The following is a 22,513-nucleotide window of genomic DNA, read 5'->3' on the forward strand; positions in this document are numbered from 1 at the left end:
TTGTCTATTAAGAGACCGCATCGACGTCGTGTATTCCAAATCATACTCAGTATCTCAACTGAGCCGCTGGACTACCGCCGCCTGCGTTTCTCTTTCCATATCTACAATGTCAAGGACCAAACCCGCCGAAGCGGAGGGCGGCTTTTAAAGGAGCCACAAAACCGTGTCAACCTTTTCTTTTTTCTTATCCCCAGCTCCGTAAAGAGCCAATTCAAAGTCAAAAAATCAACCCAAGCCAACTCAACTAAGAGCCAGCCTATTCAGGCCATTTTAAAAGGATGACTGACTGAGCAAACCCTTGTGTGCCTTCGGTTTCAACAACCGCCGGCGGGTGCGCCCCGTCGAGGTGCGGCTTATAGACAATCCTTCAGCGACTCTGCAAGCGCTAATTTTACTTATTTTTGATTTATCCCCCGACTTGCTAAAACGTGCCCCGTCGATCAGGCGGGCAACTGGCCCGTTCCCCCCCAGAAACGCACGATCTGACGCACGGCTTCGGCATATTTCTGCCCGTCGAAGGGCTTGACCACATAGCAACTGGCAAAGCGTTCGTAACATTCCCGGATATCCGTCGGGGATTCCGACGAGGTGAACATGACCACCGGAATCGCCCTGAATTCGGGCAGGGCCTTGACCTGGGTCAGGAACATCTTGCCGTCCATGCGCGGCATATTGATGTCGAGCAGGATAAGCTGCGGCGTCGGCACGCCTTCGAAGCGGCCTTCCTTCTTGAGGAACTCCAGGGCCTGCTGGCCGTTATTGGCGACCGACACGCGGCATGGCGGCTCGGCCGTCTTCAGGGCCCGGCGCGTCATTTCGACATCGCCCTCATTATCCTCGACCAGCAGGATCTCCAGCGCCATCAGACCTCCCATCATTGTGTCTATACGGCCTTTTTGTCTGGTAACGTGAAACTGAAGGTACTCCCCTCGCCCGGCACCGAGGTGAAGGTGATATCGCCGCCATAGAGACGCACGAACTTGCGGCAGGTCGACAGACCGATACCCGTCCCTGGATATTCGTCCTCGCTGTGCAGCCGCTTGAAGATGGTGAAGATGCGATCCGAATAAAGTGGATCGATGCCTATACCGTTATCCTTCACGTCGAACCGGCAGAAGCCCCCCTCATGACGTGCCGACACGTGGATTTCCGGCGTCCGGCGTCCATCCTGGAATTTGAGGGCGTTGCCGATGAGGTTTTGCAACAGCACACGGATCAGGGTCGGCGAGGTGTGCATGATCGGCAGCCCGCCCGACGTCACCTTCGCCTTGCGGAAGGCGATGGCCTCGGCAAACTCGGCACGGACCTCTTCGAAAATCTGCTGGCAGTCGACGGCCTCGATCTGGATATCCTCGCGGCCGACGCGGGAGAAGGTCAGGATATCGCCGATCATCTTGTTCAGGCGCACGGCATTGTCGCGGATATATTGCAGATAACGCTGGCCGTCCTCGTCCAGTTGATCCGCCGCATCTTCAGCCAGAAAGCCCGCATAGATGTTCATCATCCGCACGGGCTCTTTCATGTCGTGCGAACAGACATAGGCGAAACGTTCCAGCTCTTCGTTGGACTGACGCAAGGTCGTATTGAGCTGGAGGATTTCCTGCCGCTGAAGATAGAGGTCGAGATAGACCTGCACCTTCGATTTGAGGATGTCCGGATTGATCGGTTTGAAGATGTAATCGACCGCGCCGATCGCGGCGGCTTCGGTGGCGAAGTGATCTTCCTTGGATATCGCGGTGACGAAGATGATCGGCACACCTTGCATCGACGGTCGCGTCTTCATCAGGCGCGCGGTCTCGAAACCGTCCATGCCGGGCATCTGCACGTCGAGAAGAACGATAGCGAATTCACGCTCCAGCACAAGCGTTAGAGCCGCCTCTCCCGATTCGGCGGTCGTGATATCGGCACCCAGCGGCTTGAGCAGGGCCTCGGTCGCCAGCAGATTCTGCCAGCGGTCGTCAACAATGAGAATGTTGGGCTTGGTCGCGCCGTGCGTTTCCGGCTTCGCCAAACCGCGGCCCATAGCCGCCGGAGCCAGAACGGTCATGGGGTGAGACGCACCCGGTGGGCTGGCCCGACCGCGGATACGGTAAGGTTATAATGGACTTCCGGTAAGCACACGTATGATTTCGCCATGCCTGCCTCCTGAATCAATACACCCCTGTACCACAGATATAGACTACGCCCATATATGACGCGATACAACTTTTCATAGAAGTCACATTTGAGTTAGGATGTCTTGCTCAGGTCGCCCTCAGGCCGCGGCGCCGAAATAAACCTCGATCAGGGCAATCCGCCCGTCCTCGACGCAAAAACGTTCGACATTATGAAAGGCCGGCTGATCGGGCCATTTGGCCAGATAGCGCACGAAGACTTCGTTGCCGCTGGCGACCATATGGGTGACCTCGAATCGCTTCACCGTGTCGCCCGGCGGCCAGCACCGTTCGAAATAAGCCCGCTGGTCGATATGGTCGTCATTGGGGCTGGTAAAGGTAAAGGCTTCCCCCAGCAGGCGCGTGCAGGCCTCACGGTCGCGCGACCGGTACAGGCTCAGATAGCGCCGCACGATATGTAGGGCGGGCTCGGCCATCACTATCTTATCTCCCAGAGCAATATGCGCATCCGGGTGACGCCGCGCTTATAGATCCGACGGCTACGGCCCATAGCCCTTCTCCTCAATTATAACCCAATTCGACTCTATCCCGGTCACAGGTCAGGACGATATTCAAAGCCACCCCTCTGCGGTCAAATGGCGGTAAACGGCTACATCGGAGACTTCATACTGATTTTTTACACCCCCTCCGGCAAATGACGCGCACCGTGAAGGGCAATCCTTCACCGTGGTGGGGCCTCCGTCTTATTTGTGTTTTCAAGAGTTTAGCTATGATCGATTACCAGGAACGGCCGAGTGAGAGCGGCCGCAAACCCGGCACACTACGTGTTCTGGTCGTGGACGACAACGAAGCCTCGGCCCTGACGCTCATGTGGGCCGTGGAATCCTGGGGAGACGAGGTACGCGCCTGTCATGACGGGCGCACGGCGCTGGAACTGGCGCGTGAGTTTCATCCGGATATCGTGCTGCTCGATATCGGTATGCCCGGCATGGACGGCCTCGAAGTCTGCGCCGCCCTGCGCGCCGATCCGACTACAGCCAATGTCAAGATCATTGCCCAGACCGGCTGGGGCGATACCCGGATGCGCCAGCGCACCGCCGAGGCCGGCTTTGATCTGCATCTGGTCAAGCCGGTGAATTTCGAAGTGCTGGAGGATATGCTATCGCTGTTCCGCAGCCTGCCCGCCGGGGGCTAACCCGGTCGCTACCTTAGCAAATGCGCCCCTGCCCACGCGCAGGAGCCATACGATTTCAATCCATAACGCCACGCCCACACCCCTGCATGCGACTCCGATCAGAGGTTGCGCGTTGTTTCCACCCGCGCTCTAAGTTGATCGAATTTGACGCAATTGGTAGAATTTTTATCGGCAAAAAAGTATATTCAGAAACTTTTTTACACATCTGTCAAAATAGCATTTGCATATTAAATTATGTTTTAATTGTGATTTCTTAATTACGGCACATTATTCAATAATTCGTACAATATAGTTTTTATGAAAACAAAAATGAAGAATTAGTTTTATAAAAAAAGCCGCAATTACGCCATTATGCTCAATCAAATCCTGACACAATGAAAAATATTGTGTCTTTTCCGCCCATTCTGACGGAACAGTGAAGAATTTTTGACAATAACATCGGTATTTACACAAGATCACTTGACTGATCGTTTGTGATCATAAATGCTTATGACGCTGATAATTGATGATTGCGCCCTAATGGGAACGCAATACGGGAGTGCGAAACACCGGGGATGCCCCTCAGGGCCTTTTCGAGTGGCAAGTGAAACGAATGACATCTGATGCTTCCGCGGGGGGCAGCACAGACGGTCTTCATTTCATGCGCCCGACTTCCCGCCTCAGGCCTCAGCCGGCGTCACAAGAACCCCGGGACCTTTCCTGATGGAAAGCCTCCAGATGGGCGCGCCGTTTCACGAAGTTCGCTCAGGAGTAACGGGATATGCCATCCGACACGCCCCCCGCCCACAAGACCTTTGCCGTGCGCCTCAAGCGCGGCACAGCGCTTTCCGCCATCGCACTGATCGCCGCGACCGCTTTTTCCAGCACCGCCTTCGCGCAGGACGCCACCCCTGCCGCCGCATCGGCCAATGACGACATTCAGACCGTCGTAGTCACCGGCACGCGTTCGTCGCAGCAATCGGCCATCAACCGCAAGAAGCGCAGCGGCACGGTGTCGGATTCGATCGTCGCCGAAGATATCGGACAGTTTCCCGACAAAAACGTCGGCGAAGCGCTGGGCCGTGTGACCGGCGTGCAGCTGGCTCGCGATTTCGGCGAAGGCTCCGGCGTCTCGATCCGCGGGGTCGAGCCGGACCTGAACCGTATCGAAATCAACGGCATGAGCACCCTGTCGACCGCTGGCAATATCAGCGTTTATGGCGGCGGCGGCCGTTCCAACGACTTCCGCGAACTGGCGTCCGAACTGGTGCAGTCGATCGACGTGTTCAAAGGCTTCACCGCCGACATGACCGAAGGCGGCGTCGGCGGTACGGTCAGCGTCAAGACACGCAAGCCCCTCGATTTCAGGAAACCCACCTTCTCGATCACCGGCTCGCTGCAGAACCTCGACACGGTCGATGGCTGGAAGCCGCGCACCAACTTCTTCGGTGCGACCAAACTGCTCGATGGCAAATTGGGCATTATGGCCAATGTGACCTTCGACAATGTCGATACGCGCGGTGACTATCTGCGCAATACGGCGTGGGTGCGTCTGGCCGACTTCGACAATTCGGCAGAAAAGACATCGGCCTATTTCTCGTCGACCGATACGGCGGCCAATATCGCGGCCTATAACGCCATCACGACCCAGGCCGGGTGTAATACGGCCTATGCCGCCGGGACCCAGCGCAACAACTGCCTGTCGCAGTGGTACGACTACAGCCCCCGCGTGGCGCGCTACGGTGTATGGACCCGCAACGATCAGCGGATGTCGGCGGAATTCACGGCGCAATACAGGTTCAGCGACCGTTTCGACGCCTTCGTCAGCTATAACCGTAACACGCGCGACCAGACCCTGAACGACATCAACTACGGCACGGACTTCACTTCAGTGAACCGCCTGTACAACGTCACCTCGGCCACCAATGCCGCCTGCGGTTCGACCGTCCCCAGCGGTTCGACCGTTGTCGACGCCAGCCACAACGTCGTGCAATATACCGTCGGCAACTGCCTGGCGACGACGGGTCGTGGCGGTTCCAACGCGTTCAGCGTCAGCGCCCGCGACTTCTCGCAGCAAACCAAGAGCGACTATATCAGCTACGGCGCCAACTATAAGGGCGACACGCTTCAGGTCGAGTTCCAGGGCTCCAACTCCGAATCGGACGTCCTGACCCAGACCAACAATGTCAGCGTCAGCTACAATGTGCCGGGCCTTGTCGTGACGCTCGACTCGCGCGGCGCACCGACCTTCACCTTCCCGACCGGCTATAGCCCGAACGACGCCTCGGCGGTCAGCCAGTGGCAGATCCAGTACCGTCCGTCGAACGCCAAGTCGAAGGAACAGCAGTATAAGCTCGACTTCGATTACGAGACGAAGTTCCCGGTCCTCAACAAGCTGGAATGGGGTGCCCGCGCCACCAAGTATGAAACTGGCGGTTACGGCTACGGCGGCTTCCTGCTCAATGCCGGCAGCGACCTGACCTCGGCGACCGACGACACGGTCATCTACACCAACGCCGTCAACTCGACCGCTACGGTATCAGCGACCCAGACTGCCGATCAGACCGCCGCCGCCGCGGCTGCGGCTGCCTATCAGACCGGCTACTGGTCCTCGACCGAAACCTGGTCGAAGACCTTCTCGAACAGCGTCTTCAACAGCGCCATGACCGCCTTGCCCGCCGACTTCTACTTCGGCGGCGGTTCGATCGCCAGCAACTGGCTCTATCCGGACTTCAACAAGGTCGCGCAGTATCTGGATACCTCGCACTTCAATCTGGACAATCTGGAAAACACCACCGGCAATGACGGCAAGGCCTATTCGCAGATCCCGTATCAGGTCGAGGAAACAACCGAGGCCCAGTACCTGAAGGCCAATTACGCCTTCCCGTTCAACGGTTGGGACGTCAGCGGTAACTTCGGCGTGCGCCGCGTCCACACCGAAACTACGGCTTCGGGCACCATCACGCGTCAGGAAATCCGCTACAACGCGGCCAATGTCGCCACGACCTATGTCGTCGGCAACTCGCAGACCTCGATGACCAAGGATTACACGGTTTATCTGCCGAGCTTCAATATCGGTGTCTGGTTCATCCCGAACGAGCTGTCGGCGCGGGCCGGTTTCGCCAAGCTGATGGCGCGGCCTCTGGTCAACTATCTGATGCCGTCAGTGACCTGCACCATCAACTATACAAATGACGGCACCGCTGAAGACGACGCCGATAGCTGTGTCGGCGGCAACCCGGCGCTCAAGCCGTACCGCGCCGACCAGTACGACCTGTCGTTCGAATGGTATCCGAACCGCGATACCCAGGTGACTGCCGGTTTCTTCTATAAGGATATCAAGCAGTTCTACGTCTCGTCGCGCGTCAGCGTCGGCAAGATGGACTACTTCGGCGACGGTACGGAATACTACGTCCAGACCTATATCAATGGCGACGGTGCCAAGATTTCGGGTATCGAACTGACGGCCAAGACCGCCTTCACCTTCCTGCCGGAAGCGCTGTCGGGCTTCGGCGCGGACGTCAACTATACCTATCAGGAAGCCAAGGACGTCGGCCTGTACAGCCAGATCGACAATTCGCCCCTGCCCTTCCCCGGTCTGTCGTCGGACAGCTACAACGCGACCCTGTGGTACGACAAGGGGCAGATCAATGCCCGTCTGGCCTATAACTACCGCTCGAAGTGGCTGGTTAGCGCCGCCGACAGCTACGGTCAGCCGCTCTATCGCGACCCGACCGGCTATCTGGACGGCAAGATCACCTGGAAGCCGAAGAACGCCAACGGTCTGTCGCTGTTCGTCGAAGGCAAGAACCTGACCAAGGAAGAAGAGCTGACCACCGCCGGGGGCACGCGCCTGACGGAGCTGGGCTACTTCGGTCGCCGCTTCTTCGCCGGTTTCACCATCAAGCGGTAAGCCGCGCTTAAACCTTTCCTCCCTGAAACTTACGCTGCCAGCCTCAAAGCTGGCGGCGTTTTTTCATTCGAGGCGCTTCCAGTAGATCAGCGTCCCGGTGAGGCCACCATGCGGTTTCAGCGCGAAATCGGGAATCAGGCCGGTCAGTTGATAACCCAGCTTCTCGTACATCCCCGCCGCCCCTTCGTCCTCGGCGGTATCGAGCACCAGCAGCCAGCGGTTCGCCCTGAGCGCCTCGGCTTCCGCAGCGCGCAAAACAGCGGTGGCCGCCCCGCGTCCACGATAAGCGGGGTGCGTCATCATCTTGGCAATATCGGCGCGGTGCGGCTGATTGGGCTCCTGCGCCAGAGCCAGCGTAACCGTCGAGATCAAGCGGCCGTCATCGAAGGCGCCGAAGACCACCCGCTCACCGCGTTCCGCCGCCGACAGCGACCCACGCCAGTAGGCTCTTCGGCCTGCGCCAAAGGCAGGGGGTGCATGAAGCTGATCGAGCCGCCATGAGCCACGACCTCGACGATCAGGTGGCTCAAGGCGTCGAGGTCGGCAAGGCCGAGCGGGCGAATGGCGAACGATGGAGACATGACCGCATCATATGCGCCGGGCACGGACTGGCAAGGCCGGTTTATGATGCGTCCGGCCCACCACCTGTGCGGGCGGACAGGATATCCGACAGCTTGAGGCTCAGATCCTCAAGGCTGAACGGCTTGGCGACATAGTCGTCCATATCCGCCGCCAGGCATTTTTCCCGATATCCGTTCAGGGCGTGGGCCGTCATAACGATAATCGGGCACCGGTCGCGCCCCAGGGCCTTTTCCCGGCGACGAATACGGTACGTGGCTTCGAAGCCATCGATGTCGGGCATCTGGATATCCATAAGGATGAGGTCGAAATGACCTTCTTCCCACGCCACCACCGCCGCTTCGCCGTTTTCGGCCACCTCGACCGTATAGCCCAGACTGCGCAACAGGGTCGTCGCGACCAGAATATTGGGCGGATAGTCCTCGACCAGCAGGATGCGCGCCTTCTGCGGACAGGCTTCGCCATCGGGCGGACACGGCGCACCGGCGGTTGTCGGGGCCTGAACGCGGCGCATCGGCAGTTCAAGCGTGAACAGGGCGCCTTCGCCCGCCACGCTCTCCACCTGAATGCGGCCGCCCATGGCCTCGGCCAGTCGCCGTGAAATGGCCAGACCCAGCCCGGTGCCGCCGAACTTGCGGGTGATAGAGGAATCCTCCTGAGTGAACTTGTCGAAGATGTGCTCGATCTTGTCCGGCGCTATGCCTATGCCGGTGTCGCGCACCGCAATCCGGACACGCGTCGTCCCGTCCCCCTGGGGCACACCCCCGAGATGGAGCGAAATGGCACCTTCGGCGGTGAACTTCACCGCATTCGACAGCAGGTTGGTGACGATCTGACGCACGCGCAGGCCGTCCGCATGAAACACCGTGCCGGGCTCGAAGTCGTCGGTCAGCGTGACCTCCAGCCCCTTTTCCTGCGCCTTGACCGAGATGACGCTGAGACATTCGGCCAGCACCTGATGCAGGTGGCAGTCGCCATAGTAAAGCTCCAGCCGATCGGCCTCGATCTTGGCGAAGTCGAGGACGTCGTTGATCAGCTCCATCAGGGCTTCGGCGGAATCCTTCATGGTCAGCAGATATTTGCCCTGCCGATCCGGGTCGGTGCGATACTGCAGCATGATCGAGGTCAGGCCGACAATGGCATTGAGCGGCGTGCGAATCTCGTGGCTCATATTGGCCAGAAATTCCGACTTGGCGATATTGGCGGCCTCGGCCTTTTCGCGCGCCTCGACGGTGTCCTGAATATCGGTGCAGGTGCCGTACCAGCGTCCGACCGCACCCGCTTCGTCACGCACCGGCACGCCGCGGGTCTTGAACCAGCGATAGACGCCGTCGGCGCGGCGTATGCGGAACTCGGTATCGAACTGGTGTGCGCCCGCCACCGCCCGGGTCCAGGCGGTTTGCGTACCCGACCGGTCGTCCGGGTGCAGGCAGTCGAGCCAGCGATAGCCCCGCAGGTCGTCCAGCGGCTGACCGGTATAGGTGGTCCACTGGGCGTTCAGGAAGATGCACGGCCCGTCCGCCGCCGTCATCCACACCAGCTGCGGCATGGTTTCGGTCAGGCCCCGCCAGCGTTCTTCCGAATCGCGCAGGGCGGCATGGGCGGTCTTCTCCGCCGTGATTTCCTGAAAATAGATGGTCAGGCCCCCGTCCTCGACGGGGAAGACGCGCACATTGAACCAGCGCGACCAGCGCGGATAGAAGGCCTCGAACACCTCGGTCGTGCGCCGGTACATGGTGGCTTCGAGGTGGTCGCCGATCACGGTGCCGCGCACGTCGCCGAAGGCGTCCCAGTAGCTGCGCCCCTCGACTCCGTCCGGATCGAGCCCTTCCTGGGCGAAGGTCGTCCGCGCCGCCTGATTGAGATAGGTGACGCGCCAGTCGCCCTGCAGTACGACCACGCCGTCTTCCAGACTTTCCAGCACCCGCGTCACCCGGCGTTCGCCTTCCTGACGCAAGGCGACCATCTTGAGCTGGGAATTGACCCGCGCCAGCAGTTCACGGGCGCTGAACGGCTTGATCAGATAGTCGTCGACCCCGGCGTCGAGCCCTTCGACGCGCGCCTCCTCGCCCGCCCGGGCGGACAGCATGACCACGGGAATGTGCTGCGTCGCCTCATCCGCGCGCAGCCGCGCCAGCAGGCCGAACCCGTCCAGACGCGGCATCATCACATCGGTGAGGACCAGAGCCGGCGGGTCGCGCCGGATCGCGGCCCACGCCGCTTCGCCATCGGCCACGGCCTCCACGGCGTGATGCGCCGACAGCAGGCGTTCGACATAACCGCGCATGTCCGCATTGTCGTCGGCCAGCACGATGCGGGTCCCCGGAACCATGGGCTCAGGAACCATGGACTCAGAAACCATCGACTCAGGAACCAAGGACTCAGGCGGCGCATGGGGCCTGATCGCAGAAATCGCGTCGTCCATAAAGGTTTCGCGTCGCGCATCATGGTCGCGTGCTTCCGGCGTCGTACCGATCTGCGCATCGGACAGGTGTCCACGGCCCAGCGGCAATCGCACCGTAAAGGTGCTGCCCTTGCCTGAAACGCTCTCGACCGCGACGTCCCCGCCGTGCAGCCTCACCAGTTCCTGCACCAACGCCAGCCCGATTCCACTGCCTTCGTGGGTCCGCCCCGCCGCGCCCTCGATACGATGAAAACGTTCGAAGACATGCGGCAAGTCGCTGTCGGCCATACCGACGCCCGTGTCGCTGACCCGAAGCACCGCGTGATCGCCGTCCTGATGCAGCAACACCCCGACCCGGCCTTCCAGCGTATATTTGAAAGCGTTGGACAGCAGGTTGAGGACGATCTTTTCCCACATGTCACGGTCGACGAAGGCGGTGTCGCCCAGCGGCGGACAATCTACGACGTAATCGAGGCCTGCCTTGTCCATCATCGAGCGGAAGCCCGAGGCCAGTTCGGCGGTGAAAGCCGCCAGATCGGTGGGCACGTATGCCGCCGTGACCCGCCCGGCCTCGATGCGGGCGAAATCGAGCAGGCTATTGACCAGTTTCAGCAGGCGCAGGGCGTTACGGTGCGCCACCTCCATGCGGACCCGATTGGCGGGGATGGTGGCCGCGTCGGCCAGCGCGTCCTCGACCGGCCCCAGCAGCAGGGTCAGGGGCGTGCGGAATTCATGGCTGATATTCGAGAAGAAGGCCGTCTTGGCACGATCGAGTTCAGCCAGGGCCTCAGCGCGTTTGCGCTCGGCCTCCAGCGTATGGACATGGGTCAGGGCGGCGGCGATCTGCCCGGCGGCCAGATGCAGGCAGTTGCGATAGCCCTCATCGTAGAGACGAAACGGATTGAGCCCGACGACCCACACACCGCCCGAAGCCTCCCCGCTTCCGGCGATCGGCAGGACCGCGGCCTGTGACGGCGCGCGCGACCAGTCGCCCGTCGGCATTGCGGCAAAGGCCGAGAGGTCGACCACCTGCCCGGTCTGATCGGCCAGCGCTTTGTCGAGCGGCCATGTGTCAGGCGCAAGCGACGGGTGATCCGGGGCCATCCCGCTGTGTGCCGCAAGGGTGAAACCCTCCGGCCCGGCTACGTAGAACAGGGCGAAGGGCAGGTCGCGGCCATTTTCGGCCACGGCCACCGTCACGCCGTGATAGACCTCACCGAGGCTGCGTGCCGTACCGGTTCTCGCCGACAGGGCGCTGAGGAAGGCCAGTTGCCGCTCGCCGATCACGCGTTGGGTGTCGTCCGTATTGGCGCAGATCATGCCGCCGACGCCGCCCGTATCGTCGGGGATCGGGCTATAGGAAAACGTATAATGGGTTTCTTCCGGATAGCCGTTGCGCTCCATGATCAGAAGCTGCGATTCGACATAGGTGCCCTCACCCCCGGTCAGGGCTTCGGCCAGCAGCGGCGTCATATAGTCCCAGATTTCAGGCCATACTTCGCGCGTCGGCTTACCCAGAGCCTCGGGGTGCTTGCCGCCGATGATCGACTTATAGGCATCATTATAGAGATAGATCAGCTCCGGCCCCCAGCCGATCCAGATCGGCTGACGCGAGGTCAGCATGATGCCGACCGCCGTCTTAAGACTCTGCGGCCAGCGATGCGCCGGACCGATGGCGGTCCGCGACCAGTCGAAGGCGCGCATCAGCGACGCCAGTTCTCCCTTGCCGCGCAGAAAATCAACGGAAAGGGTCGTATGGTCCATTTATAAGGGCCCGTTGTGAAAAATACCTGCCCGCCCACACTCATCAGAATCTCATAAAGAAGCGATGGGCTTTTGGCGCTTTTGCGCCTTTCTTATCAACATTGAGATTCAGCCCATTTTAACCTTATGCCCGGCCCGGCATCCTGAACTCCGGTTTTATGTTACAGGTAAGGAGTTTCATTATGCAGGACAATCAAATCGGCTGGCTGGCCGCCCTCATCGTCGGTGCTTTCGCCGGGTGGATCGCCGAACAACTGATGAAGTCGGAACAGGGGCTGTTCATGAACATCATCCTCGGCATTATCGGTGCGGCCGTGGCCTCTTTCCTGTTCTCGATCATCGGCGTGTCGTTCGGCGGCTGGATCGGCTACCTGATTGCCGGTGTGATCGGCGCCTGCTTGCTGATCGGTGCCGGGCGCATGTTCCGCGGTCGCCGTCATTCGTAAGGCGCGCCCGTAAAACACGCACTGCCAACTGAAAAAAGCCCGCTCCCGTCTGGAGTGGGCTTTTTTATTAAGTCATCATACAACCTATTGCCATCGGACCTTCTTTCCCGTTTTGTAGCCAAAAATAAAACCGGGACGGAAATTATGGTTGTGCGCGCGATCTGGCTTTGTCTGCTGATGCTTATGACGGCGGGGCAAGCCCATGCCGAAGACGGTTATGAGCTGTGGCTACGTTATCGCCCGGTGCAAAGTGCCGTCGACCTGCCGCAACGCGTCGTTCTCTATGACGAGTCTCCGACCGGTCGGGCGGCGGCCAGCGAGCTTCAACGCGGCCTTTCAGCCATGACCGGACGGACGGTGTCTATCGATAGTCCCGTGAAGCGCGGTATCGCCATGAACGAAGACCCGGCGGAGGCGCGCAAAAAGCAGATCGTCCTGTCGCGCAACGCCCAACCTGACCCTACGCTGGGGGCAGAAGGCTACCACATCGAGACAGGGGCGGTCGAAAATCATGTTCTGGTCACCCGGATCAGCGCCAACCGCGATATCGGTCTTCTGTATGGCGCTTTCGCCTATCTGCGTCAGGTCCAGACGGGCCAACCGGTCAGGGACACGACCGATGCCCCGCGCCTCAAGCTGCGTCTGCTTAATCACTGGGACAATCTTGATGGCACGGTCGAGCGCGGCTATGCTGGCTCGTCCCTGTGGGACTGGTGGCGGTTGCCGGACCTCAAAAGTCCGCGCTATGTCGACTATGCGCGCGCCAATGCGTCCATCGGCATCAACGGCACCGTGCTCAACAACGTCAATGCCCGTGCCGAGTCGCTCACCTCGCCCTATATCGTCAAGGCGGCAGCGCTGGCCGACACCTTCCGGCCCTACGGCATCCGCGTCTATCTGTCGGTGCGTTTTTCCGCCCCTATTGAGCTGGGCGGGCTGAAAACTGCCGATCCCCTCGATCCCGCCGTGCGCGCCTGGTGGAAGGCCAAGGCCGACGAAATCTATGCGCAGATCCCCGACTTCGGCGGCTTTCTGGTCAAGGCCAATTCCGAAGGCCAACCGGGGCCTCAGGATTACCACCGCACCCACGCCGACGGTGCCAATATGCTGGCCGCCGCGCTGGGCGATCGCGGCACGGTCATGTGGCGCGCCTTCGTCTATAAGGGCGAGGTCGCCGAAGACCGTCACAAGCAGGCCTATAATGAATTCACGCCCCTCGACGGCACCTTCGCGCCCAATGTGCTGGTGCAGGTCAAGAACGGGGCCATCGATTTTCAGCCGCGCGAACCGTTCCATCCCCTGTTCGGCGCCATGCCGAAAACGCCGCTGATGATGGAGTTCCAGATCACCAAGGAGTATCTGGGCTTCGCCACCCACCTTGCCTATCTGGGGCAGTATTACGAGGAAACCTTGAGCGCCGACACCTTCGAGCGCGGACAAAAGGGTCGCACCGTCGCGCAGGTGATCAGCGGCATGGCGGGCGTGGCCAATATCGGCACGGATCGCAACTGGTCGGGGTCGAACTTCGATCAGGCCAACTGGTACGCCTTCGGGCGGCTGGCGTGGAATCCGCACGCTTCGGCCCGTGATATCGCCACCGAGTGGGCGCGGATGACCTTCACCACCGACGCGCGCTTCGTGCGACCCGTCGTCGATATGATGATGCGGTCGCGCGAGACAGTGGCCGACTATATGACGCCGCTGGGCCTGCATCATCTGATGGCGACGGGACACCATTACGGGCCGGGGCCATGGGTCGACAACCTGTCGCGGCCCGACTGGAACCCGGTCTATTATCACAAAGCCGACAAGGACGGCATTGGCTTCGACCGCACCGCCAAAGGCTCGGGGGCACTGTCGCAGTATGATCCTCTGGCACAGGCCGCGTGGGCCAATCCGCAAAGTATGGATGAGCGTTACCTGTTGTGGTTCCACCATCTGTCGTGGGACTATAAAACGCGCTCCGGTCGTCCGCTATGGGACGAACTGGTCCTGACCTACGACAGGGGTGCCAGGGATGCCGCCGCGTTACAAGACATCTGGGCCAAGATGCAGCCCTATATCGATGCCGAACGCTTCGAGGCCGTTTCCGCCAATCTGCGCATTCAGGCGCGCGAGGCGAAAGGGTGGCGCGACGCCTCGATCGCCTATTTCCAGTCGAAATCGGGACGTGCCTTGCCTGCGGGCGTCGCACCGCCGGACCACAGCCTCGACTATTATAAGTCGCTGAAATTTCCGTTCGCACCCGGGATTTAGAGCTCATCCCGTTCGGGACGGGCTCTAAATCTTTTCTGGTCGCGCATTTGATTCCAAAAACCGCTGCGCACTTTTTGGCATGCGCTCTTAAACAGGCAGCGCCAGCGTGCTCTTGACCTCTTCCAGCACCGCATAGGTCCGCGTTTCGCGCACACCCGGAAGCGATACCAGAGCGTCACCAAGAAATTGCCGGTAGGCAGCCATGTCCCTGACCCGCGCCTTGATCAGGTAATCGAACCCGCCCGCCACCATATGACATTCGAGGATTTCCGGTTGCCGCGTCACCGCCCGCCCGAAGGCTTCGAACACGTCTTCGGTCGTCCGGTCCAGCACGACCTCGACGAAGATCAGCAGCGCCCGGTCGAGCTTGACCGGATCGAGCACAGCCATGGTCCCCAGAATATAGCCATTGGCCTTGAGCCGCTTCACGCGGTCGAAACAGGCCGCAGGCGAGACGCTGACCGCCTCGGCCAGGGCCTGATTGGTCATCCGCCCGTCCTTTTGCAGGAGACGCAGCAGCTTACGGTCGATATCGTCAAGCATGATAATTTATCGTCAAAACTCCCTATAATCCGAATATCCTTCGCTCAATATACTCAAATTACCAAGGACATTTTCAAAATACCGGGCATACTGAGATAAGTTTCAGGAGACACCATATGAGCCCCGCCGACGCCCGCGCCACCATGTCTGCCCTTTATCGTGCGCCGGAGGACGAGGTGCTGGCGGGTCTGCTACCCACCGCCACGCTCGATCTGGCGGCGCGCGAACGCGTGCGCGCCGAGGCCCGGCTGATCCTGAAAGACCTCAAGGCGGCGCAATCGACCGGCTGGGTCAACCGCTTCCTGCAGGAATATCGCCTCAATACGCAGGAAGGCATCGCGCTCCTGTCTCTGGCCGAGGCGTACTTGCGCGTGCCGGACCCCGAAACCGCCGACCTGCTCATCCGCGACAAGATCAGCGACGCCGACTGGTTGTCGCACAAGTCGAAATCAGGCTCGAAACTGGTCAATACGGCGACCTTCGGCCTGATCCTGACGCGCGCGCTGGTCGCCGATCCGGAACAGGGCGGGACGCTGAAAAAGCTGGTCGCGCGGATGGGCGAGCCCGTTATCCGTCAGGGCGTCGCCGTCGCCATGCGTCTGATGGGCGAGGTCTTTGTCATGGGCCGCACCATCGAGGAGGCGCTCACCGTCGCCGCCAAACCGGAAAACAAGGGCTTCACCGCCTCGTTCGACATGCTGGGCGAGTCGGCGAAGACGTTTGCTGACGCCGAGAAGTATTTCGCCTCCTATGAGGCCGCCATTGCCGCCGTCGGACGCTCGCCGAAAGGGGCTGGCCATTCGATTTCGGTCAAGCTGTCGGCCCTGCATCCCCGCTACGAGGTGAGCCACGCCGACACCTGCGTGCCCGAACTGACCGCCATGATCAAACATCTGGCGCATCAGGCGGCGGCGGCCAATATGGACCTGACCATCGACGCCGAAGAGACCGAGCGCCTGATGATGTCGCTCGATATCATCGAAGGCGTGCTGCGCGATCCGGCGCTCAAGGACTGGGACGGCCTCGGCATGGCGGCGCAGGCTTATGGGAAGCGCGCCCGTCCGCTGATCGGCTGGGCGCAGGCCATCGGCAAAGAGACCGGCCACCAACTCAAGGTCCGCCTCGTCAAGGGGGCCTACTGGGATTCCGAGATCAAGAAGTCGCAGGTCGAGGGTCACAGCGACTACCCGCTGTTCACGCGCAAACCGGCGACCGACGTGTCGTATCTGGCCTGCGCGCACGACATGCTGGCGGCTTCGCATATCTGGCCGGCCTTTGCCGGTCACAACGCCGTCACGGTGGCCACGATCATGGACTGGGCCGGGCCGCGCCGCGACTTCGAGTTCCAGCGCCTGCACGGCATGGGCGAAGGCCTGCACGAGCGTCTGGTGCAGGACCTTGGCTATCACTGCCGCACCTATGCGCCCGTCGGCGGGCATAAGGAACTGCTGGCCTATCTGGTGCGTCGCCTGCTGGAAAACGGCGCCAATTCGTCTTTCGTCCACCAACTGGCCGACCCCACCGTCAATGAGGACATGCTGTTGTCAGACCCCGCCTCGCACATCGCCGCCGTCGGTGGTCGCCCGCACCCGGCTATTCCGCTCCCGGCCGATATCTTTCCGGGCCGCGCCAATTCCAAAGGCCTCGACCTTAACGATGCCGCCACGCTGAACGCAACACTGGCCGCCGTCGAAGAGGTGGGCCGTCAAACCTATCAGGCGACGGCGCTGGTGTCCGGCCAACCGGTCACCGGCACGCCGAAGTCCGTCACCCGTCCGGCCAACCGGTCCGAGAGCGTCGGTTCGGTCGTCGAGGCCTCTGCCGACGACGTCAAACGTGCTATCGTCGCCGCGTCGAACGCCGCCACAGGCTGGGCCGATACGCCGGTCGAAATCCGCGCTGCAGCGCTGGAAAAACTGGCCGACGCGTTGGAAGACAATCGCCTCGAACTGATCGGCCTGTGCGTCCACGAAGCCGGTAAGACTCTGGCTGACGCCGTCGCCGAAATCCGCGAAGCGGTCGATTTTTGCCGCTATTACGCCATCAATGCCCGTCAGCAGTTCCAGCCCGTCGCCCTGCCCGGACCGACCGGCGAATATAACGAACTGCGTCTGAGCGGGCGCGGTGTGTTCGCCTGTATCTCGCCATGGAACTTCCCGCTGGCCATCTTCCTCGGTCAGGTGACCGCCGCTCTGGTTGCCGGTAACGCCGTGCTGGCCAAGCCCGCGCCGCAAACGCCGCTGATCGCGTGGCGCGCCGTGCAACTGGCGCACGCAGCCGGGATTCCGGCCGATGTCCTGCACTTCCTGCCCGGCGGGCCGGAGGTCGGCGCCGCCATCACCGCCGCGTCTGAGGTCAAGGGCGTCGCCTTTACCGGCTCGACCGGCACGGCCCGCGCCATCGCCCGCACCCTGCTGGAGGACGACTCGCGCCCCATCGTACCGCTGATCGCTGAAACCGGCGGGCTGAACGCTATGATCGTCGATTCCACCGCCCTACCGGAGCAAGTCGTCAATGACGTGGTGACCTCGGCCTTCCGTTCAGCCGGTCAGCGCTGCTCGGCCCTGCGCTTGCTGATCGTGCAGGAAGACGTCGCCGACACGATCCTGCACATGCTGAAAGGCGCGATGGACGCCCTGACGCTGGGCGACACCGCCGATGTGCGCACCGATGTCGGTCCGGTCATCGACGAAGCCTCGCGCGATAAGCTCATGACTTATCGCGAATCCATGAAAGCCCAGTGGCTGCACACGGTCGAGGCACCGCAAACCGGTCTGTTCGTGCCGCCGACCGCCATCCGTCTGTCGGGTATCGAAGACCTGACGCAGGAATGGTTCGGCCCGATCCTGCACGTCGTGACGTGGAAAGCCGGTGAGCTTGAGGACGTGGTCGCCCGTATCAATGCGCGCGGCTACGGCCTGACCATGGGGCTGCATTCACGCGTCGCGGAGACCGCCGACCGCGTCAAGGCTCTGGCGAAAGTTGGCAATCTCTATGTCAACCGCTCGATGATCGGCGCGGTCGTCGGCTCGCAACCCTTTGGCGGCGAAGGCCTGTCCGGCACGGGCCCCAAGGCGGGCGGCCCGCACTATCTGCTGCGCTTTGCCAATGAACGCACGGTGTCGGTCGACACGACCTCGGCAGGTGGCAATGCCAGCCTGCTGTCGCTGGCCGAAACCGACGTGTAGGAATTTATTTGGTTTAATTTGAAACTTGTTTTACCGTCTGCCAAGCGCACCCCAAAAAGTGTGAAGCGGTTTTTGGATAAAGGTGCGCGCCAAAACATGAGGGTAAAATGAGTCTGGCGGAACCTCTTTCCAGCATCGACATCAAGATTCTGGCGCAGCTCCAGAAGGACGCGTCCTTATCCACCACCGAACTGGCCGATCGCGTCGGCCTGTCGCAATCGCCGTGCTGGCGGCGGTTGCAGCGTCTGCGCGAGGACGGGATCATCAAGGCCGAGGTCGCCCTGCTCGACCGCCACAGGCTGGGGCCGTCGGTCCTGATCTTCGCCTATCTCAAGATGTCGCCCACGCCCGACGACAAACGCGCCGAATTCCTGCGCAAGATCAACGCCACGCCGGAAATCCTGGAATGCCATGCCCTATTCGGGGAAAAAGACATTATGCTCAAGGTGCTGGCGCCATCGATGGAATGGTACGAAGGCTTTATCTTCAATACCTTATTGAAACTACCCGGCGTCACAGACATTCAGTCGAGCGTAACCCTCACCGAACTGAAATCGACCACCGCCCTGCCCTTGCGCGGCGTCATGGCGCTTTGAGGTAGCTATCGGATAGCCGATAAGCCGCCACGCACGCGAAAAGATCAAAATAAGAACACTGGCCGCTTGACTTATCCCCAGCGCGAGAACAATATAGGAACAATTGTGGAGACGGTCATGGGAAAACTATACGACGGAGCGTGGGTCATCGTGGCGGGGCAGCCCCTGGCGCTTCAGGCCATCGAGATGCTGAAGGGCATATTTTCGGTTGCCGGGGAACTTTATCGTGAGGACGGACGGCCTTTGCCGAAGCTTTTCAAAGCTCCGGCGATTCAGATGGTGCTCGATGCCGACTGGGCGCGCGAAAACGGCTTGATCACCGGTTAATTTTGGCGTCTTTAGGAGGATAGTAATCCCCGTACCGTAGGGTACGCGTCTCAGCCACAGTTCGGAAACCCCATGCCCGCCGCTCCCTTTATCGCTGCCAACGATAACCGCTCGCCGGAAGCCGAACTGATCGAGCAGACCATCGCCGAATACGAGGCCGAAGGTCACACCAAGGAACAGGCCATGGCCGATCTGCGCCACGCCATTCTCGCGCTGCGCCGTAACGGGTTGCGCTCGGCGCGCGCCATGAAGGGCATGGAGTAGCTACGGCTTTTCCGGTTTATAGACAAACAGCTTGAGGTCGGTCGGGGCCGGAATGGCCTCCAGCGGCCGATCGCGGTTCGGGGCCTTGGCCGCCCAGCCCAGACGATAAACCGTGCCGTCCGATGCGGTCGTTTCCGCCACATTGATCAGCATATCGGCCGGCGCATCCAGCTTGCCCCGTAAAGCTTCGGCGATGCTCTCGACCGGGCGTTCCACGATCAATTTCAGGGTCTGCGCATCGATTTCGAACTCGATCGGCTGCCCCAGTCGCACCACCGGCACAATCAGCTTACCCACCGCGCCAGGACGCACGCCCTCGACGAACAGTTCCGAATTGAGCGACCCCGTCCCCTTGAAATCCCAGCGGTAGTTCATCCACGCGCTGACCTGCGCCGTTTTCCAACCCTTGTCGTAACGGGCGACCCAGATCTGCGTGTTCCCGACTGCATCGTACTTGTGATAGGTGATCATCACCCGCCCCCGATCATCGAACCCGATGATCGTATTGTTGTTGATCATCCCGCCCTTGACCGGCACCGGATCGACGATTTCGGCGTCTTTCAGCCGGATTGGCAAGGGCAGAGGCGTCCCGTCGGCGCGCTCCCAATGGATAAGGTCTCGGCTGCGCGCATAGCTGAGGTCGTGATTGGTCTCGGCCTGCGGTGAGTCGCGCCACACCCAAGCGATATGGAAATAACCGTCGGCACCCTGCACCGGCCCCATGAAATAGGCGTTCATCCGCCCTTCGCCGTCGACCAACGGCGCGTCGGTCAAAGCGCGCCAGCTCTGCATCGCTTCGTCATAGATCGTATAGATCTCGTTGCCGCGTCCACTCGACCCGTCGCGATACTTCAGGATCAGCCGCCCCTCGGCATTTTTGAGGAAGATCGGATAGGTCATGGCCTGTTCGCGCGCCGCATTCACCAGCACCGGCACACGTTTCAGTGTCCGGACATCGCCGCCTGGATCGCTGCGGAAATAGGTCAGCGGATCGACGTGCATATTGGCGGCGACATGCACCGCTCCCGCATTATCGACGGCCAGGGCGATCAGGTTATGGCTGTCCCAGCCGAGCCAGGTATCGACCTTGTGATAGACCCAGTGCGCCGGATTGTTGAGCGGCCTTTGCGCCACCGTCAATTGCCGGTTGGCGTCGTAATAGGCGACGTAAAGATGGGTTTTGCTGGCCGTCAGAGCGAATTTGACACTGTGGCCGGACCACACCCGATCGATGGCTTCCGGCGATACATCGGCCCGGGCAGCCGTGGGCGGGCTTTCAGATCGCGACGATCCCGTCTGAGCGAAAGCCAGACCCGGACACAGTAGACAAACCACCCCGCCTAAACACAGCGCTCTGAATATCACGAATGCCCCCGACCCTTCTTTTCGCGATAGTGTAGGCGAAAAGGCCGGACAGGACCAGATCACGAATAACCTCTTTGGCGCGTCCGGGGTGGACTATTTGCTCTTGCCATGCGCCAGCTGCGCTTCGATGTCTTCCAGAGACTTGCCCTTGGTTTCCGGCACCCGCAGCGCGATGAACAGAAAACCGATCAGGCAGATGATCCCATAGCACCAGAAGGTACCGGCAGCACCCAGCCGTTGGTTCATGATCGGGAAGGTGTAGGTCACGCCAAAACAGGCGATCCACAGCGACGACACGGCGATGGAGATGGCCACGCCCCGGATACGGTTAGGGAAGATTTCGGAAAGCAGGACCCAGGTCACCGGGGCCAGCGAGGTCGCATAGGCGGCAATGACACCCAGGGTAAGGATCAGCACGATGGGCCCCTGGATATGGAAGAAGAAGGCCGCCCCCAGAAGCGCGTGCATGATCGTGATAGCCGCCGTGCCCCACAACATCAGGGTCCGCCGCCCCAGCCGGTCCACCGTCGCGGTCGCCAGAAGCGTGAAGGCCAGATTGATGGCGCCGGTGATGACGATATTGAACATGACGCCGCTGAGGTCATAACCCGCCCCGCGATAGATTTCTTCGGCATAGTTGAAGATGACATTGGTGCCGCTCCATTGCTGAAGCACCGCCAGACCGACCCCCGTCAGCAACAGTCCGAACACCGCCGGCGCGAACAATTCGCCGAAAGACCCTTTTTCGCTCCGTTCGCGTTCGATACCAGCCTCGATATCGCGCACCTCGTCCTCGGCATAGGCGTCACCGCCAATTCGGCGCAGCACTTCGGCGGCCTTGTCCCGGCGGCCCATCTTGATCAGCCAGCGCGGGCTTTCGGGCACCAGAAACGCACAAAAGAAGAAGATGACCGACGGCACGGCCACGGCGGTGAACATCCAGCGCCAGCCATATTGCCCCTGCCAAGTGTCGCGAATGGCCTCATGCGTGGTCGCGGACACATCGCCCGCAATCAGCATGTTGACGATCTGCGCCGCCAGAATACCCACGACGAGAGTCAGCTGATTGAGGGTCACCAGCCGACCCCGCCACGCGGCCGGGCTGACCTCGGCTATGTAGGTCGGCGATATGTTGGACGCCACGCCGATGGCCACACCGCCGATAATGCGCCAGAAGACAAAGGTATCGAACCGGCTCGCCCACCCCGTAAATATGGACGATACGGCGAACAGGACGGCGGCGATGATCAAAAGCTTTTTGCGTCCGATGCGATCGCTGAGCAGACCGCTGAGGATGGACCCCAGCAGACACCCCAGCAGCGAGCAGCTATTGGCCCAGCCGATCTGTTCTTCGGTCGTCAGGTGAAAGAAGGGTTCGTAGAAAGGCTTGGACCCGCCCACCACGACCCAGTCGTAACCGAACAGCAGCCCGCCCAGTGCGGCAATGGCGGATATCATCCAGATATAGGCCAGATTGAAACGGTAGGCTTTGCCCACACCGTCCGCGCCGGACGCACCCTCGGAGATCATATGCATGGATCGGGTCCCTGATTTTATCACGCTGACCGGTCATGTTACCC

The 22,513-nt window shown here is 60.8% G+C and carries 18 protein-coding genes; 9 read left to right on the forward strand and 9 right to left on the reverse strand.

The window, feature by feature from the left end:
- Nucleotides 1–282, forward strand: a 282-nt coding sequence (locus PQU92_RS12510; RefSeq protein ID WP_272748559.1) for a hypothetical protein, incomplete at its 5' end; no start/stop codon positions are given.
- A 158-nt stretch (nt 283–440) separates the two neighbouring features.
- Here the strand turns inward: PQU92_RS12510 and PQU92_RS12515 are convergent.
- The 3 genes from PQU92_RS12515 to PQU92_RS12525 form a co-directional block, all read right to left on the reverse strand.
- Nucleotides 441–863 carry a response regulator gene (locus PQU92_RS12515; RefSeq protein ID WP_272748560.1) on the reverse strand — a complete coding sequence of 141 codons (423 nt, stop codon included), beginning with the start codon at nt 861–863 and terminating at the stop codon, nt 441–443.
- Nucleotides 864–883: 20 nt separating this feature from the next.
- Entirely contained in the window at nt 884–2,047 is a 1,164-nt protein-coding gene (locus PQU92_RS12520) for a sensor histidine kinase (protein WP_272748561.1), read from the reverse strand.
- 207 nt (nt 2,048–2,254) lie between these two features.
- Entirely contained in the window at nt 2,255–2,590 is a 336-nt protein-coding gene (locus PQU92_RS12525; RefSeq protein ID WP_272748562.1) for a nuclear transport factor 2 family protein, read from the reverse strand.
- A gap of 293 nt (nt 2,591–2,883) precedes the next feature.
- On the opposite strand from PQU92_RS12525, the gene PQU92_RS12530 reads away from it, so the two are divergent.
- The gene (locus PQU92_RS12530; protein ID WP_272748563.1) at nt 2,884–3,309 is read left to right on the forward strand and encodes a response regulator; all 426 of its coding nucleotides are present in this window, start codon (nt 2,884–2,886) and stop codon (nt 3,307–3,309) included.
- A 760-nt stretch (nt 3,310–4,069) separates the two neighbouring features.
- Nucleotides 4,070–7,201 (forward strand): TonB-dependent receptor, encoded by a 3,132-nt coding sequence (locus tag PQU92_RS12535; protein WP_272748564.1) that lies wholly within the window; start codon nt 4,070–4,072, stop codon nt 7,199–7,201.
- Between the two features lie 63 nt (nt 7,202–7,264).
- On the opposite strand, the gene PQU92_RS12540 is transcribed toward PQU92_RS12535, so the two are convergent.
- Genes PQU92_RS12540 through PQU92_RS12550 form a run of 3 tightly spaced genes read right to left on the reverse strand, consistent with a single transcriptional unit; the run spans nt 7,265 to nt 11,948 of the window.
- Complete coding sequence (locus tag PQU92_RS12540; RefSeq protein WP_368407110.1) at nt 7,265–7,573, reverse strand: GNAT family N-acetyltransferase; 309 nt, start codon at nt 7,571–7,573, stop codon at nt 7,265–7,267.
- Nucleotides 7,570–7,782 carry a hypothetical protein gene (locus PQU92_RS12545; protein WP_272748565.1) on the reverse strand — a complete coding sequence of 71 codons (213 nt, stop codon included), beginning with the start codon at nt 7,780–7,782 and terminating at the stop codon, nt 7,570–7,572. The genes PQU92_RS12540 and PQU92_RS12545 overlap by 4 nt, the downstream gene beginning before the upstream one ends.
- Before the next feature lie 41 nt (nt 7,783–7,823).
- Nucleotides 7,824–11,948, reverse strand: coding sequence for an ATP-binding protein (locus PQU92_RS12550; RefSeq protein ID WP_272748566.1), 4,125 nt, complete (start codon nt 11,946–11,948; stop codon nt 7,824–7,826).
- 182 nt (nt 11,949–12,130) lie between these two features.
- Here PQU92_RS12550 and PQU92_RS12555 point away from each other — a divergent pair, with 182 nt between their 5' ends.
- Entirely contained in the window at nt 12,131–12,394 is a 264-nt protein-coding gene (locus PQU92_RS12555) for a GlsB/YeaQ/YmgE family stress response membrane protein (protein WP_272748567.1), read from the forward strand.
- 144 nt (nt 12,395–12,538) lie between these two features.
- Nucleotides 12,539–14,650 carry an alpha-glucuronidase family glycosyl hydrolase gene (locus PQU92_RS12560; RefSeq protein WP_272748568.1) on the forward strand — a complete coding sequence of 704 codons (2,112 nt, stop codon included), beginning with the start codon at nt 12,539–12,541 and terminating at the stop codon, nt 14,648–14,650.
- An 87-nt stretch (nt 14,651–14,737) separates the two neighbouring features.
- Here the strand turns inward: PQU92_RS12560 and PQU92_RS12565 are convergent, their stop codons facing one another.
- Complete coding sequence (locus PQU92_RS12565) at nt 14,738–15,193, reverse strand: Lrp/AsnC ligand binding domain-containing protein (protein ID WP_272748569.1); 456 nt, start codon at nt 15,191–15,193, stop codon at nt 14,738–14,740.
- A gap of 116 nt (nt 15,194–15,309) precedes the next feature.
- Here PQU92_RS12565 and putA point away from each other — a divergent pair, with 116 nt between their 5' ends.
- The 4 genes from putA to PQU92_RS12585 all read left to right on the forward strand — a co-directional run bounded on the left by putA (nt 15,310) and on the right by PQU92_RS12585 (nt 19,568).
- On the forward strand, nt 15,310–18,381 hold the full coding sequence (gene putA / locus PQU92_RS12570) for a bifunctional proline dehydrogenase/L-glutamate gamma-semialdehyde dehydrogenase PutA (RefSeq protein WP_272748570.1): 3,072 nt from the start codon (nt 15,310–15,312) through the stop codon (nt 18,379–18,381).
- 107 nt (nt 18,382–18,488) lie between these two features.
- Nucleotides 18,489–18,977 (forward strand): Lrp/AsnC family transcriptional regulator, encoded by a 489-nt coding sequence (locus tag PQU92_RS12575; protein WP_272748571.1) that lies wholly within the window; start codon nt 18,489–18,491, stop codon nt 18,975–18,977.
- Between the two features lie 117 nt (nt 18,978–19,094).
- Nucleotides 19,095–19,304, forward strand: a complete 210-nt coding sequence (locus PQU92_RS12580) for a hypothetical protein (RefSeq protein WP_272748572.1) — start codon at nt 19,095–19,097, stop codon at nt 19,302–19,304.
- A 72-nt stretch (nt 19,305–19,376) separates the two neighbouring features.
- Nucleotides 19,377–19,568, forward strand: a complete 192-nt coding sequence (locus tag PQU92_RS12585; protein ID WP_023462431.1) for a hypothetical protein — start codon at nt 19,377–19,379, stop codon at nt 19,566–19,568.
- Here PQU92_RS12585 and PQU92_RS12590 read toward each other — a convergent pair whose 3' ends face one another.
- Nucleotides 19,569–20,933 carry a BNR repeat-containing protein gene (locus PQU92_RS12590; RefSeq protein WP_272748573.1) on the reverse strand — a complete coding sequence of 455 codons (1,365 nt, stop codon included), beginning with the start codon at nt 20,931–20,933 and terminating at the stop codon, nt 19,569–19,571.
- Between the two features lie 93 nt (nt 20,934–21,026).
- Entirely contained in the window at nt 21,027–22,469 is a 1,443-nt protein-coding gene (locus PQU92_RS12595) for a sugar porter family MFS transporter (protein WP_272748574.1), read from the reverse strand.
- Between the last annotated feature and the right edge of the window lie 44 nt (nt 22,470–22,513).

The sequence above is a fragment of the Asticcacaulis aquaticus genome (genome assembly GCF_028550415.1).
Taxonomy (GTDB): Bacteria; Pseudomonadota; Alphaproteobacteria; order Caulobacterales; family Caulobacteraceae; genus Asticcacaulis; species Asticcacaulis aquaticus.

Excerpts from the sequence above, each read along its gene's own strand:
- PQU92_RS12595 (WP_272748574.1), bottom strand. The coding sequence starts at position 22,469 with ATGCATATGATCTCCGAGGGTGCGTCCGGCGCGGACGGTGTGGGCAAA.
- PQU92_RS12555 (WP_272748567.1), top strand. The coding sequence starts at position 12,131 with ATGCAGGACAATCAAATCGGCTGGCTGGCCGCCCTCATCGTCGGTGCT.
- PQU92_RS12560 (WP_272748568.1), top strand. The coding sequence starts at position 12,539 with ATGGTTGTGCGCGCGATCTGGCTTTGTCTGCTGATGCTTATGACGGCG.
- PQU92_RS12520 (WP_272748561.1), bottom strand. The coding sequence starts at position 2,047 with ATGACCGTTCTGGCTCCGGCGGCTATGGGCCGCGGTTTGGCGAAGCCG.
- PQU92_RS12530 (WP_272748563.1), top strand. The coding sequence starts at position 2,884 with ATGATCGATTACCAGGAACGGCCGAGTGAGAGCGGCCGCAAACCCGGC.
- PQU92_RS12545 (WP_272748565.1), bottom strand. The coding sequence starts at position 7,782 with ATGTCTCCATCGTTCGCCATTCGCCCGCTCGGCCTTGCCGACCTCGAC.
- PQU92_RS12565 (WP_272748569.1), bottom strand. The coding sequence starts at position 15,193 with ATGCTTGACGATATCGACCGTAAGCTGCTGCGTCTCCTGCAAAAGGAC.
- putA (WP_272748570.1), top strand. The coding sequence starts at position 15,310 with ATGAGCCCCGCCGACGCCCGCGCCACCATGTCTGCCCTTTATCGTGCG.
- PQU92_RS12525 (WP_272748562.1), bottom strand. The coding sequence starts at position 2,590 with ATGGCCGAGCCCGCCCTACATATCGTGCGGCGCTATCTGAGCCTGTAC.
- PQU92_RS12585 (WP_023462431.1), top strand. The coding sequence starts at position 19,377 with ATGCCCGCCGCTCCCTTTATCGCTGCCAACGATAACCGCTCGCCGGAA.
- PQU92_RS12580 (WP_272748572.1), top strand. The coding sequence starts at position 19,095 with ATGGGAAAACTATACGACGGAGCGTGGGTCATCGTGGCGGGGCAGCCC.
- PQU92_RS12535 (WP_272748564.1), top strand. The coding sequence starts at position 4,070 with ATGCCATCCGACACGCCCCCCGCCCACAAGACCTTTGCCGTGCGCCTC.
- PQU92_RS12515 (WP_272748560.1), bottom strand. The coding sequence starts at position 863 with ATGGCGCTGGAGATCCTGCTGGTCGAGGATAATGAGGGCGATGTCGAA.
- PQU92_RS12575 (WP_272748571.1), top strand. The coding sequence starts at position 18,489 with ATGAGTCTGGCGGAACCTCTTTCCAGCATCGACATCAAGATTCTGGCG.
- PQU92_RS12550 (WP_272748566.1), bottom strand. The coding sequence starts at position 11,948 with ATGGACCATACGACCCTTTCCGTTGATTTTCTGCGCGGCAAGGGAGAA.